Origin of the sequence: Limobrevibacterium gyesilva, from assembly GCF_025989185.1 — a bacterium.
GTDB classification, from domain to species: Bacteria; Pseudomonadota; Alphaproteobacteria; order Acetobacterales; family Acetobacteraceae; genus Limobrevibacterium; species Limobrevibacterium gyesilva.
In genome coordinates, this window is sequence record NZ_JAPDNT010000001.1 from 471,300 (window position 1) to 486,118 (window position 14,819).

Consider the following 14,819-nt stretch of genomic DNA (forward strand, 5'->3'; position numbering starts at 1 on the left):
GGCCCTCCTTATTCGGCGGCGCATATGCGCCGGGATATCCCTGATTTCAATGCATTCGCGAATAGGCGATCCGTTTCCCTTGCTTTCCGCGCTGCAACACCCAACCATTTCACCATGCCGGGATTCGCCGCCCACAGGCCTGAGACCCCCATGCTTGGCCACCGCGTGAAGGCCGTGCTCGGCCCCACCAACACGGGCAAGACGCATCTGGCGATCGAGCGCCTGCTGGCCCACTCCTCCGGGATCATCGGCTTCCCGCTGCGCCTGCTGGCGCGCGAGAACTACGACCGCATGGTCGCCCGCAAGGGGCCCCGCAATGTCGCCCTGATCACCGGCGAGGAGAAGATCGTGCCTGCAGGCGCGCGCTGGTTCTCCTGCACCGTGGAGGCGATGCCGCTCGACCGCCAGGCCGAGTTCGTGGCGGTGGACGAGATCCAGCTCTGCGCCGACCCCGATCGCGGCCATGTCTTCACCGACCGGTTGCTGCATGCCCGCGGCATGGTCGAGACGATGTTCCTGGGCGCCGAGACGATCCGCCCGCTGCTGCAGCGCCTTGTGCCCGGCGCCATCGTGGAGACGCGCCCGCGCCTCTCACAGATCACCCATGCCGGCCCGGCCAAGCTCACCCGGCTGCCGCCGCGCACCGCCGTCGTCGCGTTCAGCGCGGCCGAGGTCTATGCCATCGCCGAGCTGATCCGTCGCCGGCGCGGCGGCTGCGCCGTGGTGATGGGCCGGCTGTCGCCGCGCACCCGCAACGCCCAGGTGGCCCTGTACCAGGAGAAAGAGGTCGACTTCCTGGTGGCGACGGACGCCATCGGCATGGGCCTGAACATGGACGTGGACCATGTCGCCTTCGCCCGGCTGTCGAAATTCGACGGGCACCGGCCACGCATGCTGCTGGCGGCCGAAGTCGGCCAGATCGCCGGGCGTGCCGGCCGCGGCATGCGCGACGGCAGCTTCGGCACCACCGCCGACTGCCCGCCGCTGGACGACGACCTGGTACGCGCGGTCGAGGCGCACAGCTTCGAGCCGCTGGAGCAGATCTGCTGGCGCAACAGCGTTCTCGACTTCTCCGGCATCGATGCCTTGCTGGCGAGCCTGACGGCGCCCCCGCCGGGCCCCGGGCTGGTGCGCGGCAACGACGCGACCGACCTGGAAACCCTGGCCGCCCTGGCCCGCGAGCCGGAGATCCACAGCCTCGCGCGCGGACGTACCCGCCTGCGCATGCTGTGGGAAGCCTGCCAGATCCCGGATTTCCGCAAAATCGCCGATGACAGCCATATCCGCCTGTGCGCGCGGGTGTTCGGCCACATCGCCGGCGACGGGCGCCTGCCCGCGGACTGGCTGGCCGGGCAGATCGCGGCCCTGGCCCGCGCCGACGGCGACATCGACACGCTGATGCAGCGCCTGGCCGGCGTGCGCGTCTGGACCTATATCGCCGCCCGGTCCGACTGGGTGCCGGACGCCGAGCACTGGCAGGCGCGCGCCCGCGAAGTCGAGGATCTGCTGTCGGACGCGCTGCACGAGCGGCTGACCACCCGCTTCGTCGATCGCCGCGCCGCCCATCTGATGCGCCGGCTGGAAGCCGGCGTCGCCGACGATCTGCTGTCCGCCGTGACGCGGCGTGGCGAGGTGGTGGTCGAGGGGCACCCGGTGGGCCAGATCGAGGGCTTCGGCTTCGCCCCCGACCCGCTGGCCGAGGGCGAGGAGCGCAAGCTGGTGCTGCGCGCGGCCCGCAAGGCCCTGCGCGAAGAGATGCCACGCCGCGTCGCCATGCTGGAGGCCGCGGAGGATGCCGCCCTCGCGCTGCTGGCAAACCAGCGGATCGCCTGGGAAGGCGCGGACATCGCGCGGCTGCGGGCAGGCCCGTCGGCGTTGCGGCCGCAGGTCGAGGTGCGCGACAGCGAATTCCTCGACGGCCCGCAGCGCGAGCGGGTGCGCCTGCGGCTGCAGCGCTTCATCGACGACCAGATCCGCGAGGCGCTGAACCCGCTGCTCGCCGCGGCCGCGGCGGCCGATGGCGATGCGGCATTGCGCGGCCCGCTGCACCGGCTGGTCGAGGGCCTGGGCGTGGTGGCGCAGACGCCGGAAGACGACGTGCCGGCCGCCCTGCGCCGCCGCCTGAAGGTGCTCGGCGTGCGCGCCGGGCGCCACGCGCTGTTCATGCCGGCGATGCTGAAGCCGCGGGCCGGTGGCCTGCGCGCGGCGCTGTGGGCACTGCGGCGCGGGGTGAGCCTTCCGGCCTTGCCGGCGCCGGGCCTCGTGGCCATGGCGGCGCCGGCGGAGTGGCCCGACGGGTTCGCGCAGGCCATGGGCTGGGTCGATGCCGGGCCGGTGCTGCGGCGTCTGGACGTGGCCGAGCGCGTCGCCGGCGAGCTCGCCTGGGCCAGCCGGGTCCGGCCGATTGCGGTGCCGGTCGGCCTGGCCTCACGGCTCTCGGTGAAAGCGGAGATGCTGCCCGCCGTGCTGCGCCGGCTGGGTTTCCGGCTGTTTCCAGCCGCGACGTTGGCCGAGGGGCAATTCGGGCCGCCGGCGCCCGCCATGATGGCGCTGGCCCGGCGCAGGCGGCCGGAGCCCTCCCGCGGCGGCGATCCCACGCCCGCACGCACCCGGCCCGCGCGCCACGAGCCCGCCCGTGAAGGCCCCTTTGCCGCGCTGGCGGCGCTGCGCCACTGATGCGCGCCCCGGGCCCCGGCGCCGAGGACCGCGACTGGCAGCGCCTGGACAAATGGCTGTGGTGCGCCCGTTTCATGCGGGCGCGCAGCGACTGCGTGCGCCTGGTGGAAAGCGGCCTGCTGCGCCTCAACCGCCAGCCGACCGACAAGCCGCATGCGCGCCTGCGCGTGGGCGATGTGATCACCCTGGCACTGCGCGGCCCGGGCGGCGACCAGGTCCGCGTGATCGAGGTGCTGGCCCTCGCCGTCCGCCGTGGACCGGCGCCGGAGGCGCGGACCCTGTACCGCGAGATTGGCGAGCCTGATGCCGCACTGCAACGCATCTCTTGCGGCGAAGCCGAAACGGCGGCATATCGCCGCCCTTGAGCCGTGTTTCTTCTCCCTGCCCGACCAGGAGCGTGCGATGACCTACGTGGTCACCGAGAACTGCATTCGCTGCAAGTACATGGACTGCGTGGAAGTCTGTCCGGTGGACTGCTTCTATGTCGGCGAGAACATGCTGGTGATCCATCCGGACGAGTGCATCGACTGCGGCGTGTGCGAGCCCGAGTGCCCGGCCGAGGCCATCGTGCCGGACAGCGACGACCGGGCGGCCGCCTGGGCGGAGCAGAACCGGCAATATGCGGCGCTGTGGCCCAACATCACCCGCAAGGGCGAACCCCCGGCCGATGCCGACGCGTGGAAGGACAAGCCCGACAAGGCGCAGCTGTTTTCACCGGAGCCTGGCGCGCCCTGAAGCGCCCGGCTCAGCGATCCATCTCTGTCCGCCTGAGGACGCTGCGCGCCAGGTAACGACCAGATTCGGGATACGAGCGCGCCGTCAGCGCGCGTGGTGACGCCGAGGGTGCTTTCCCTCACTCCGCTGCGGGACACATCCCGCGGTGCTGTACTGCCATGCAAGATAGCGGGCTGGCAGGCCCCCTGGGCGGCCTTGCCCCCCTGACTCCCGGCCTATTTTGTGTTACAAGATTTCCGCGGGCACGACGATGGCGGTCGTCGCAGCGCCTATTCGAGCCTGCTCCGCGAGGATCCGACCGTGGCACTGAGGTGCGGCAACCGGGGACACCCCAAAGCCGCGCCGCATGGCTGATGTTCACGCATGTATGGGAATACGAGGTTCGGCATGAAGGCATCTGTCGCGTCCGCAGTTCCGGTGCGAAAAACTGAAATCCCGGCTGCCGCGGCGCGGGCTGCTGATACGTCACAACACAAATCCGGCCATGCTGCGCCGCTGCCAGGCAAGAGCGCCGCGCGGCAAGCTGCCAAGCCACTGGGCAAGGCCCCTGCCAAGGCCGCCGCCGCGAAACCCGCCGCCAAGGCACCCGCGGCCGCAAGCAAGACACCCGCCTCCAGGAAGGCCGCGGCGCCCGCAGCAGCGCCGGCCAAGGCGCCCGCGGCCGCAAAGCCGGCCGCCCCGGAGCCCGCCAAGATCGAGGCCACGAAGCCGGCCTCCCCCCACAAGAAGGCGCCGGAACCCCCGACGAGTGTTGCTGCGCCAAAAGCCGCGACTGCGCCAAAACCGATGGAAACCCTGAAAGCCGTGGAATTGACGAAGACACAACACCTCGTGAAACCCCCCGCCGCGCATGGCATGGCCGAGACCCAGGCGAGCACGCCGTACGCCGCCGAGCCGCGGCGCGCCGAAATGCGCCCAGCCCCGACGCAGATGCCGAACGGACGGCCGATGCCGCCCTCGCGCGCCGCCGCCAAGGAGGAGAATTTCACCGAGGGCGACTACGTCGTCTATCCGACCCATGGCGTCGGCAAGGTCGAGAAGATCGCCGTCGAGGACATTGCCGGACACCGGCTCGAACTGATCCACATCACGTTCGAAGAGAACCGGATGACCCTGCGCGTGCCGGTCACCAAGGCCCGCAGCGCCGGCCTTCGCAAGCTGGCCACCCGCAAGATGTTCGACGAGGCGCTGGCGGTGCTGAAGGGCCGTGCCCGCATCAAGCGCACCATGTGGTCGCGCCGGGCGCAGGAGTACGAGGCGAAGATCAACTCGGGCGATCCCATCGCCATCGCCGAGGTGGTGCGTGACCTGCACCGCAACGCCGGCCAGCCCGACCAGAGCTTCTCGGAGCGGCAGATCTACGAGGCTGCCATGGACCGCCTCGCCGCCGAGCTCGCTGCCCTGGACCAGACCGACAAGGGGGCTGCGGCCATCAAGCTGGCCAATTTCCTCAAGACCCTCTGACCGCCGAATAACCGCAAAGAAGAAGGGGCTCCGGTGCGAACCGGAGCCCCTTTTTCGTGCCCGCCAACGGGCCCGGCGTTCCGGGCCCGGCCGCTGCGGCGTCAGCTGCTGCTGTTGCGGTTGCCCAGCAGCTGCAGCAGCAGCATGAACAGGTTGATGAAGTTCAGCAGCAGCTGCAGGCTGTCATAGACGCTGCGCTTGGCCGCTACCTCTGTGCCCTCGGCGTACGCGAACTGGACGTAGTCCGCCTTGATCCGCTGGGTGTCGTAGGCGGTCAGGCCCACGAACACCAGCACGCCGATCACGCTGATGGCGAATTGCAGGCCGGCGCTGCCCAGGAACATGTTCACGAGGCTGGCGATGATGATGCCGAACAGGCCCATCATCAGGAAGCTGCCCATCTTCGTCAGGTCCGCGCGCGTGGTGTAGCCGTACAGGCTCATCGCCGCGAAGGTGCCGGCCGAGATGAAGAACACGCGCACGATCGAGTCATGCGTGTAGATCATGAAGATGTTCGTCAGGCTGGCGCCCATGGCCACGCAGAACGCCCAGTACAGCGCCTGCGCGGCTGTCGTCGACAGCCGGTTCACACCGAAACTGAGCACCAGCACGAAGGCCAGCGGCGCGAACATGCTGATCCAGGCCAGCGCGCCGGGCACGTGGGCAGGGCCACGCGGCGTCATCACCAGCGGATAGAACAGGTCGAACAGGCCGGTGCTGGCGATGCCGTAGGCCACGATGCCCGTCAGGACCAGGCCGGAGGCCATCCAGTTGTAGACCCTGAGCATGTAGGCGCGCAGGCCGGCGTCCAGTACCGCGGCGGTCTCGGCCGCGCGGGTGGCACCCGTGTAGGTCCGATAGTCGGGACTGAGAGCCATGGTCGTTGTTTTCCCTTCCAGGCGAAGTTGCCTGATGCCGGTCATTTTGGGGCCGATTGCCCCAGGTTCAAGCGAAATCATGGTAATGTTTCGCGAACCGTCTCAGGAAAAACCCGTATTATTCATTGCGCAGCAGCGGCGCCGCCTTCGCCCGCAACGCCGCCGCGGTGCCGGCGTAGCCGAATACCAGCATCAGCACGATGCAGGATAGCACGGTCGCAGCCAGGGTTCCCGGCAGGAACGCCCAGTCCGTGCCCATGACGAAGTGCACCACGCCATAGCTGGCCGCGGTGCCCACCGCCGCCGCGATCAGGCCCGCGCAGGCGCCCAGCAGGCCGAATTCCACCAGCCAGGCTGCGCGGATCTGCGCCCGCGTGGCGCCCAGGCTTTTCAGGATCACCGCCTGCCGGATGCGCCCGGACTGCCCGGCCGCCACCGCCCCGGCCAACACCAGCGCCCCGGCCGCCAGCGTCAGCGACCCGGTGGCGGCGAGCGCCGCGCCGATCTGGCCGAGCAGGTCGGATACCGTGCGCAGCACGTCCTCCACCCGGATCCCGGACACGTTGGGCAGCGCGTCCGTCACCGCGCGCAGCACGGCGCCCTGCGACGCCGGGTCCACCCTCACGGTCGCGATATGCGTGTGCGGCGCCCGCTCCAGCAGGCCGGGGCTGGCGATGAGGGTGAAATTGATGCCCAGCGTGCGCCAGGCGATGTCGCGCAGACTGGCCACGCGAAGGTCGATGTCGCGGCCCAGGACATTGACGCGGATGGTGTCGCCGAGATGAACGCCCCAGCCCTTGGCCAGGTTGGCGTCGAACGAGACCAGCGGCGGCCCGGCATAGTCGGCCGGCCACCATTGCCCGGCGACCAGGCGCGTGCCCTCGGGCGGCCGCGCGGCATAGGTCAGGCCGCGGTCGCCGCGCAGCGCCCAGGTGGTGTCCGGCGTGGCCCGCACCCGGTCGGCCGGCACGCCGTTCACGGCGACGACCCGGGCGCGCAGGCTGGGCACCTCCTGCACCTCCTGCACGCCCGGCTGCTCCGTCAGCACCTGGCGGAACCGGTCCATCTGGTCGTTCTGGATATCGATGAAGAAGAAGCTGGGGGCCCGCTCCGGCAGCTGCTCCAGCACCTGGCGGCGCAGATTGCCCTGGATCAGCGCCACCGCCGCAAGAGTGGACAGGCCCAGGCCCAGCGAGACCAGCATCAACGGCGTCGCGTTGCCGGGCCGATGCAGGTTGGACAGGCCGAGCCGCGCCCAGGGCCGTCCGGCATGCGGCGCCCGGGCGGCGAGCGCCGTCATCGCCCACCCGCCGGCCCGGAACAGGCCCAGCGTCCCCGCCGCGGCGGCACAGAACCACAACGCGAAGCCCCGGTCGTCCGCAGCCGCCACCGTCAGGCCGACCAGGCCGGCGCCCAGGACGGCATTGGCCGCCAGCAGCGGACCGCGCAGCCGCACCCGCGCCGGCACCAGCGGGTCGCGGAACAAGGCGGCGCCGGGGATGCGCATGGTGCGCGCCAGCGGCCACAGCGCGAAAGTGGCCGCGGTCAGCAGCCCATAGGCGGCGGCCAAGGCGAGCGGCGCCGGGAACACGCCCGGCACCGGCGGCACCGGCAGCACGTCGCGCAGGAACCGCGATGCCAGCGCCGGCAACGCCGCCCCCACGGCGAGCCCGGCCAGGACCCCCAGCGCAGACAGCGCCATCACCTGGATCAACGCCACGGCGAAGACCAGCCGGCCGGACGCGCCCAGGCAGCGCAGCGTGGCGATGCTGCGGTGCCGCGCCTCCAGCCAGGCGCGCGTGCCGTTGGCGACCCCGATGCCGCCGACCAGCAACGCCGTCAGGCCGACCAGTGTCATGAACAGGCTGGTGCGGTCGATGAACCGGGCGACCGCGGGGGCGGCGTTGCGGGCTTCGCGCAGGCGCCAGCCCTGCTCGGGAAACGCCGCGCGCAGATCGCGGATCATCCGGCCCGTGTCGGCGCCGGCGGGCAGCACGGCGCGCAGACGGTGCTCGAGGATGGCGCCTGGCTGCTCCAGCCCGGTCGCCGGCAGATCGGCGAGCGCGATCAGGGCGCGCGGGCCGAAGATCGAGGGGGTGGCGACGCGGTCCGGCTCCGCTGTCGCCGTCCCGCGCAACTGCATCGGCAGGTGGCCAAGGCGCAGCGTGTCGCCTGGCCGGACCCCGAGCCGATCCATCACCAAGCCCTCGACCGCAATCCCCTGCCCACCCAGCGTCTGCGCAAGTGCTTGCGGCGGGTCGAAAGCCGCCGTGCCGACCAGCGGCCACGCATCGTCGACCGCCTTCAGCTCCACCAGCATCCGTTCGCCGGACGGGGCGACCAGCATCGAACGCATGGTCACCACGTCGGATATCCGGGCGCCGCGGGCGCGCAGCCAGGCGCGCAGCGTCTCCGGCAACGGCTGGGAGCCGCCCTGCACCTCGATATCGCCGCCGAGGATCCGGCTGCCGTCGGCGGCCAGGCCGCGGGCCACGCCCTCGCGCAACGTGCCGACCGCGGCGATGGCGGCAACGCCGAGCGCCAGGCAGGCCAGGACGATGCGCAGGCCGCGCACGCCGCCGCGCAGTTCGCGGCGCGCGAGGCGCAAGGCCAGCATCATGTGATGGTACGCCGGCCGCGCCTCACGCGGCGACCCGCCCGTCCGCGATATGCACGATCCGCCCGCAGCGTGCGGCCAGATCGGGATCATGGGTGATCAGCAGCAGCGTGGTGCCGAACCGGGCCCGCAGGTCGAACAGCAGATCCATCACCGCGGCGCCGGTGGCGCCGTCCAGGTTGCCGGTGGGTTCGTCGGCCAGCAGCAGGCGCGGCGCCGGGGCAAAGGCGCGGGCAAGTGCCACCCGCTGCTGCTCGCCGCCGGAAAGCTGGCCCGGCAGATGGGTCAGGCGGTGGCCGAGCCCGACCGCGCGCAGGCTCGCCTCCGCCTTTGCGCTCGCCCGGGGATCGCCCGCCAGTTCCAGGGGAATGGCGACATTCTCCAGCGCGGTCATGGTCGGGATCAGGTAGAACGCCTGGAACACGATGCCCACCTGGTCGCGGCGCAGGCGGGCCAGCGCGTCTTCATCCAGGCCGACCAGTTCCTGCCCGCCCAGGCACACGCTGCCCGAGCTGGCGCTCTCGAGCCCCGCCAGCACCATCAGCAGGCTGGTCTTGCCCGACCCCGAAGGGCCGACGATGCCGACTGCCTCTCCGGCATCCACAGCGAGGTCGATCCCGCGCAGGATGTTGACCGGTCCGGCGGCAGAAGGCACCGTCAGGTGCAGGTCACGGACCTGGACCAGAGGATTTGCAGTGAGAATCGGCACGGCCGGGGCCGCAGGCGTCGCGATTGCGTCCATGGAAGCAGGATATGGCCTCCTCAGCTGGCTGCGGAAAGCCGCCATCTGTTTGCCTTTCCTTCTTTTCACGATGACGCTTCATGCGCCGCCCGCCGACGCCGCCCCGTTGCGGCTGCTGATCCTCGGCGATTCCCTGTCGGCCGGCTACGGCCTGGCGCAGGCGGACGGGTTCCAGGCGCAACTGGCCGCCGCCCTCAAGGCGCGCGGCCACGACGTCAGCCTCCTCGACGGCAGCGTGTCCGGCGACACCACCGCCGGCGGCCGCGCCCGCCTGGATTGGGCTTTGGATGGCGGCGCCGACGCCGCGATCGTGGAGCTGGGTGGCAATGACGGGCTGCGCGGGATCGATCCACGCGCCACCGAAGCCAACCTCGCGGCCATCCTGGACACGCTGCGGGCACGCCGCGTGAAGGTGCTATTGTCCGGCATGCTGGCGCCGCCCAATCTCGGTGACGATTACGGACGTGCCTTCCACGCGGTATTCGACCGGCTCGGCCAGCGGCCGGGCATCCTTTACGACCCGTTCTTCCTGCAGGACGTCGCCGGCGACCCGGCGCTGAACCAGGCCGACCGCATCCATCCGAACCCCGAGGGCGTGCGGCGGCTGGTCGCCCGCCTGCTGCCGCTGGTGGAGCGGCTGCTGGCAGAGGTGCCGCCCTCATGAGGCTGCCGGGATGAGACTGTTCGTGGGCCTCGATCTGCCCTGGGAGGTGAAGCAACGGCTGGGTGTCCTGGCCGGCGGCGTTCCCGGCGCGCGCTGGGTGCCGCCCGAGAACTACCACATGACCCTGCGCTTCATCGGCGAGGTGCCGGCGCACCGTGCCGAGGAGATCGACCTGGCGCTGGCCACGCTGCGGGCCCGCGGCTTTGCGCTCACGCTCGCCGGCGTCGGCACCTTCGCCAAGGGCGGGCGGGACACCCAGCTCTGGGTGGGTGTGGAGCGCAATCCCCAGCTCGACCACCTGCAGGCCAAGATCGAGACCGCCCTGCAGCGCGCCGGCCTCGAGCCGGAACGGCGGCGCTTCGCCCCGCACGTGACCCTGGCCCGCCTGGACAACGCGGTGCCCACGAAGCTCGCCGCCTTCGTGCAGGCGCACAACCTGTTCCGCGCCGAACCCGTGCCGGTGGCGCATTTCACCCTGTTCAGTTCGCAGCTGGGCAAGGAAGCCTCGGTCTACACGGCCGAGGTCGAATACGCACTGGCCTGAGCGATGCCCGCCGCATTCTTCATCACCCATCCCGACGTGCAGATCGACCCCGCGGTGCCGGTGCCGGACTGGCCGCTGTCGAGCCGCGGCCGTGCCCGCATGCGTACAGCGCTGGCCCGCCCCTGGGTGCGCGGCATCCGCGCCATCCATGCCAGCACGGAGCGCAAGGCGGTCGACGCCGCGATGATCCTGGCTCGTGGCCTCGACCTGGAATTCACCACGCTCGCCGCACTCGGCGAGAACGACCGCTCCGCGACCGGCTACCTGCCGCGCGCGGAGTTCGAGGCAACGGCCGACGCCTTCTTTGCCCGCCCCCTGGAAAGCGTGCGCGGCTGGGAGCGGGCGGTGGACGCGCAGGCGCGCATCGTCGGCGCAGTGGAGGCGGTGCTGAGCATCGCTCCGGCCGAGGGCGACATCGCGATCGTCTCCCACGGCGCGGTGGGGGCCCTGCTGATCTGCGCGCTGGAAGGCCTGGCCATCAGCCGCAGCCAGGACCAGCCGCCGGGCGGCGGCGGCTACTACTACGCGTTCGACCTGCGCACCCGCCTGCTGCGCCATGACTGGACTGCCATCGATGCATGAAACCCTGGCGCAGGCCGCCGCCGCAGCCCGCGCCTGCACCCGCTGCGCCGCCGAACTGCCGCTGGGCCCGCGCCCGGTGCTGCGCGTCTCCGCCACTGCCCGGCTGCTGATCGTGGGCCAGGCGCCAGGGACGAAAGTCCACGAGACCGGCATCCCCTTTAACGACCCCTCCGGCGACCGGCTCCGCGCCTGGCTGCAACTGAGCCGTGACGAATTCTACGACGAAGCCAGTATCGCCATCGTGCCGATGGGCCTGTGCTATCCCGGCCGCCTGCCCAGTGGCGGCGACCGCCCGCCCATGCCTGTCTGTGCGCCGCTGTGGCACCCCCGCCTGCTGCCGCTGATGCCGCGCATCGCGCTCACGCTGGTGGTGGGCACGTACGCCATGGGCCGCCTGCTGGGCCGCGGGCCGATGACGGAGCATGTGCGCGACTTCCGCCGCCATCTGCCGCACCTGTTCCCGCTGCCGCATCCGTCGTGGCGCACGACTGGCTGGGAGCGCCGCAATCCCTGGTTCGCCATGGAGGTTCTGCCGGCGTTGCGAAGCCGGGTGCACGATGTATTGCACGATCGGCGATAGCCGATTCGATCGCTGATCAGGCCGCAGCCTGCTGCAATGCCCGCAGCAGCACCGTCTGGTGGCGCGCCATGAAAGCGTTGCGTTCGTGCAGCAGGCGGCTCAGCGCCATGTCGCACTGCCGGCGCAGCGCCTGTGGATCGGGCTCGCACCCCTTTCCGGTGGCAAAGATTGTCGCCACATTCTCGACAACCGTAAACAGCAGGTCGTTGCTCTCCCGCGTGAGGTTGCGCAAGGCCGCTTCGTAGGCATCGGTATCCGGCAGCCTGGGAAACAACTGCCGGATGACGGCAAGCTCGTTCCAGGCCCAGTTGAGTTGCGGCGTCAGGGCCCGGTGACCGTGGATCCAGCCGGTGACGTCCACGATGCGTGCCAGCGCCTGGTAGAATGCATCCAGGCGCGGGTCCAGGAAATCGTAGTCCGGCGCACACACATCGCCCTTCAGCCGCCCGCTCTGCTCCAGCGCGTCCTTGATCGGGGTGCCGTCATAGGGAAGCATCTTGCAGAACGTCGCGGCGGCGCTGCCGTCGCCGACGATGTCACGCAGAAACGCGACGTTGCCGTGCACCGACTCGAACGTGCTGGACGGGTCCAGGAGCATGAAACCGAACTCGAACATGATGCCGAGCTGCTTCAGGGTTTGCACCGCCAGACGATTCTGCGCGACCGTGATGCCCTTGTTCAGGGTCACCAGCCCTTCCTCGGTTCCCGATTCCAGGCCCATGTAGACGATATAGAGCCCGGCATCGCGCATGCGCACGAACAGCTCGGCATCGACGGCATCGGCGCGGCAGCTGATCTTCCAGATCATCCGCCCCACCAATCCGCTGCGGTGCAGCTCGTCGACGAAGGCATGGGCCCAGGCCCGCCATTTCTTGCCGAACAGCGGAAAGTCGTCGTCCTGGAACAGGAAGATCGTGATGCCGCGCTCCCGGTGCAGCAGCTGCATTTCCTGCACCACTTCCGCCGGCCTGCGGGTTCGCACGACCTTGCCCGGCGCGGTGCGATAGAACGTGTGGATCGAACAGAACGAGCAGGTGCGCGCGCACCCACGGCTTGCCAGGATCGGCAGGGCCTTGTGCCCCAGCACGATCTCGGGCGCGAAGCTGCGCTCGGGATAAGGCAGGCTGTCCAGGTCTTCGACCAACGGACGAGCCGCATTCGCCACGATGTCGCCGCCGCGGCGGTGGATGAGGCCGGGGATGCCGGTCCAGTCACGCCCCTCGGCGAGCGCCGCCACCATTTCCAGCAGCGTGATCTCGCCTTCGAAGCGAACCACACTGTCGAGCTCCGGCACTGTCGTGAGCGTCTGGCGGGAACTCAGGCTGGGGTAGTGGCCGCCCATGGTGAAATGGCAATCGACGCCGTGCGCGCGCAGGGTGCGGATCAGGTCGCCATAGCGGCGGATGTAGAACTGGAAGATCAGCGAGAACCCGACGAGAATCGGATCGGCCCGCCGGATCGCCGCCACGATGTCGTCAGGCGGCAACTCGATATCGAGCAACTCCACGCAATATCCGGCCCGCCGCAGCGTGGATGACAGATACCCCAGGCCGAGATTTCCCTGCGCCTGGAAACCGACAAGGATCACCGGCCGCGCTTGCGCGCCGCTGCCCGCAACCGCCGCCGTGCGCAACTCGGTTGCCATGTTCCGTGCTCCCGATCACCGGGTCCCGTCGGCACCCGGCCCGCCATGGACCGGTCAGCCCCGCTGCTGCGACAGGACCTTCATGCTCGCATCGATCGACTTCGTCTGCGCCGCCAGGATGTCCTTCTGCAACTGCAGATGGATGGTCGCGAGCTGCGTCAGCACATTCTTGTCGAGCTCCTGGATGATCCACCAGGGAACCGGATCCCACCACCATCTCGGGTTGAACTGCAGGACTTCGGGCAGGGCCTGGGCCGCTTCGGGCTTGCGCATCGTGTCCTCCGCTCGTTCATGGGCCGGCGGCCGCATCCGCCATTCACGCAGATGCGAATTGCCGACTTTGAAACGCTAACAGAAAGGATGCCGCGCGGTTGTTCACGATGTCGGGAAACGCGGTCAACGTTATGACCGTCGTGACGCGGCCGCGTTCGTCACGCGCGCGTCATTGGTCCATCTCGCCTTCGATGGCCTCGATCTCGGCGTCGCTGAAGCCGAAATGGTGCGCGATCTCGTGCACCAGCACATTGCGCACCAGGCGATAGAGGTCTTCGCCCTCCTCCACCCATTCCAGCAGGATCGGCTGGCGGTACAGGAAGATCCGGTCAGGCATCCGCGCGACGTCGCCGACGCTGCGCAGATGCAGCGGCGTGCCGTGATACAGCCCGGTGAGGTCCCACGCGCTCTCGATGCCCATCTCGTCCAGCGTGGCGTCGTCCGCCATCTCCTCGACGGTGATGCCGACACCGGCGACATGGCGGCGCAGCCGCGACGGGATCGCGGCCAGCGCGCGCTCGGCCAGGTCGGTGATATCATCGAGGTCCGGCGGCGTGGTGAAGCGGCGAGGGTCATGCCTGGTCATCCCCACAGCACGGCACGCGGGCGGCGCACGGGTCAAGACAGGAGGACGGGACATGAGCGAGAAACTGACGCAGACGGCGCGCGACGCGCTGCCGGCGCTGCTGCCGGAATGGTCGGCAACGGCCGGCCGCGACGCGCTCCAGCGCAGCTTCCGGTTCCGTGACTTCAACGAGGCCTGGGGATTCATGACCCGGGTCGCCCTGCTGGCCGAGAAGCACGACCACCACCCGGAATGGTCGAATGTCTGGAATCGCGTCGAGATCACCCTGTCCAGCCATGACGCCGGGGGCCTCAGCGCACGCGATGTGGCGCTGGCCCAGGCCATCGACGAAGTGGCGGGCGATACGCAGCGGTGACCGACCTTCCCAGCTTCCCCGAACGCGCCCTCGCCATCCGCCGCGCGGCCGCGCGCCTGTGCGGCCAGCTCGGCTGGGCGCCCGTGCACGAGATGCCGCTGCCCAATGGCCGCCGCGCCGACATCATGGCCCTGCGCCCCGATGGCGGATTTGCCTGCATCGAGGTGAAATCCGGGCCGCGTGACTTCCTGACCGACGGGAAATGGCCGGAATACCGGGCGTTCAGCGACGCCCTCTATTTCGCTGTGGACGCCGACTTCCCGCAGGAGCTGCTGCCCGGCGATACCGGCCTCATCGTCGCGTGGGAACGCAGCGCCGAGGTTCTGCGCGAGGCGCCTGGCCATCCGCTGCCTTCGGCCCGCCGGCGCGCGTTGCTGCATCGCTTCGCCGCCCTGGCGGCCAGCCGGCTGGCGATGCTGGAAGACCCGGCCGGCGCGGTGGCCCTGCGCACCGCGCTGCGGGTGGAATAGCGGCGAAC

16 protein-coding genes are annotated in these 14,819 nt (G+C 70.3%); 10 read left to right on the forward strand and 6 right to left on the reverse strand.

Going from position 1 to position 14,819, the window contains the following annotated elements; genetic code table 11:
- Positions 1 to 150: 150 nt before the first annotated feature.
- The 4 genes from OL599_RS02315 (at position 151) to OL599_RS02330 (ending at position 4,875) form a co-directional block, all read left to right on the forward strand.
- Entirely contained in the window at positions 151 to 2,676 is a 2,526-nt protein-coding gene (locus OL599_RS02315; protein ID WP_264711969.1) for a helicase-related protein, read from the forward strand.
- Positions 2,676 to 3,041, forward strand: coding sequence for an RNA-binding S4 domain-containing protein (locus OL599_RS02320; protein WP_264711970.1), 366 nt, complete (start codon positions 2,676 to 2,678; stop codon positions 3,039 to 3,041). The genes OL599_RS02315 and OL599_RS02320 overlap by 1 nt, the downstream gene beginning before the upstream one ends.
- Before the next feature lie 37 nt (positions 3,042 to 3,078).
- Positions 3,079 to 3,411 carry a ferredoxin FdxA gene (fdxA, locus tag OL599_RS02325; RefSeq protein ID WP_264711971.1) on the forward strand — a complete coding sequence of 111 codons (333 nt, stop codon included), beginning with the start codon at positions 3,079 to 3,081 and terminating at the stop codon, positions 3,409 to 3,411.
- Between the two features lie 831 nt (positions 3,412 to 4,242).
- Positions 4,243 to 4,875: a CarD family transcriptional regulator gene (locus OL599_RS02330; RefSeq protein ID WP_264711973.1), complete on the forward strand. Its 633-nt coding sequence runs from the start codon at positions 4,243 to 4,245 to the stop codon at positions 4,873 to 4,875.
- Positions 4,876 to 4,976: 101 nt separating this feature from the next.
- Here OL599_RS02330 and OL599_RS02335 read toward each other — a convergent pair whose 3' ends face one another.
- The 3 genes from OL599_RS02335 to OL599_RS02345 all read right to left on the reverse strand — a co-directional run bounded on the left by OL599_RS02335 (position 4,977) and on the right by OL599_RS02345 (position 9,079).
- Positions 4,977 to 5,753 carry a Bax inhibitor-1/YccA family protein gene (locus OL599_RS02335; protein WP_264711974.1) on the reverse strand — a complete coding sequence of 259 codons (777 nt, stop codon included), beginning with the start codon at positions 5,751 to 5,753 and terminating at the stop codon, positions 4,977 to 4,979.
- Between the two features lie 118 nt (positions 5,754 to 5,871).
- Positions 5,872 to 8,370 (reverse strand): ABC transporter permease, encoded by a 2,499-nt coding sequence (locus tag OL599_RS02340; RefSeq protein WP_264711975.1) that lies wholly within the window; start codon positions 8,368 to 8,370, stop codon positions 5,872 to 5,874.
- A 25-nt stretch (positions 8,371 to 8,395) separates the two neighbouring features.
- Positions 8,396 to 9,079: an ABC transporter ATP-binding protein gene (locus tag OL599_RS02345; protein ID WP_264711976.1), complete on the reverse strand. Its 684-nt coding sequence runs from the start codon at positions 9,077 to 9,079 to the stop codon at positions 8,396 to 8,398.
- A gap of 103 nt (positions 9,080 to 9,182) precedes the next feature.
- Between OL599_RS02345 and OL599_RS02350 the strand changes: the two genes are divergently transcribed.
- Genes OL599_RS02350 through OL599_RS02365 form a run of 4 tightly spaced genes read left to right on the forward strand, consistent with a single transcriptional unit; the run spans position 9,183 to position 11,482 of the window.
- The gene (locus OL599_RS02350) at positions 9,183 to 9,776 is read left to right on the forward strand and encodes an arylesterase (RefSeq protein WP_264711977.1); all 594 of its coding nucleotides are present in this window, start codon (positions 9,183 to 9,185) and stop codon (positions 9,774 to 9,776) included.
- 10 nt (positions 9,777 to 9,786) lie between these two features.
- Positions 9,787 to 10,320, forward strand: coding sequence for an RNA 2',3'-cyclic phosphodiesterase (gene thpR, locus OL599_RS02355; RefSeq protein ID WP_264711978.1), 534 nt, complete (start codon positions 9,787 to 9,789; stop codon positions 10,318 to 10,320).
- Positions 10,321 to 10,323: 3 nt separating this feature from the next.
- Positions 10,324 to 10,902 carry a histidine phosphatase family protein gene (locus tag OL599_RS02360; RefSeq protein WP_264711979.1) on the forward strand — a complete coding sequence of 193 codons (579 nt, stop codon included), beginning with the start codon at positions 10,324 to 10,326 and terminating at the stop codon, positions 10,900 to 10,902.
- Positions 10,895 to 11,482 carry a uracil-DNA glycosylase family protein gene (locus OL599_RS02365; RefSeq protein WP_264711980.1) on the forward strand — a complete coding sequence of 196 codons (588 nt, stop codon included), beginning with the start codon at positions 10,895 to 10,897 and terminating at the stop codon, positions 11,480 to 11,482. Before OL599_RS02360 ends, OL599_RS02365 begins: the two co-directional genes overlap by 8 nt.
- Before the next feature lie 16 nt (positions 11,483 to 11,498).
- Here the strand turns inward: OL599_RS02365 and OL599_RS02370 are convergent, their stop codons facing one another.
- The 3 genes from OL599_RS02370 to OL599_RS02380 form a co-directional block, all read right to left on the reverse strand.
- Complete coding sequence (locus OL599_RS02370) at positions 11,499 to 13,127, reverse strand: B12-binding domain-containing radical SAM protein (protein WP_264711981.1); 1,629 nt, start codon at positions 13,125 to 13,127, stop codon at positions 11,499 to 11,501.
- Between the two features lie 54 nt (positions 13,128 to 13,181).
- Positions 13,182 to 13,400 carry a hypothetical protein gene (locus tag OL599_RS02375; RefSeq protein ID WP_264711982.1) on the reverse strand — a complete coding sequence of 73 codons (219 nt, stop codon included), beginning with the start codon at positions 13,398 to 13,400 and terminating at the stop codon, positions 13,182 to 13,184.
- 169 nt (positions 13,401 to 13,569) lie between these two features.
- Positions 13,570 to 13,986 carry a metallopeptidase family protein gene (locus OL599_RS02380; protein WP_264711984.1) on the reverse strand — a complete coding sequence of 139 codons (417 nt, stop codon included), beginning with the start codon at positions 13,984 to 13,986 and terminating at the stop codon, positions 13,570 to 13,572.
- Positions 13,987 to 14,038: 52 nt separating this feature from the next.
- On the opposite strand from OL599_RS02380, the gene OL599_RS02385 reads away from it, so the two are divergent.
- Both OL599_RS02385 and OL599_RS02390 read left to right on the forward strand, forming a co-directional pair.
- Positions 14,039 to 14,341 (forward strand): 4a-hydroxytetrahydrobiopterin dehydratase, encoded by a 303-nt coding sequence (locus tag OL599_RS02385; RefSeq protein WP_264711985.1) that lies wholly within the window; start codon positions 14,039 to 14,041, stop codon positions 14,339 to 14,341.
- A complete protein-coding gene (locus tag OL599_RS02390) occupies positions 14,338 to 14,811 on the forward strand; it encodes an MmcB family DNA repair protein (protein ID WP_264711986.1) in 474 nt (157 codons plus the stop codon). The genes OL599_RS02385 and OL599_RS02390 overlap by 4 nt, the downstream gene beginning before the upstream one ends.
- Positions 14,812 to 14,819: the final 8 nt, after the last annotated feature.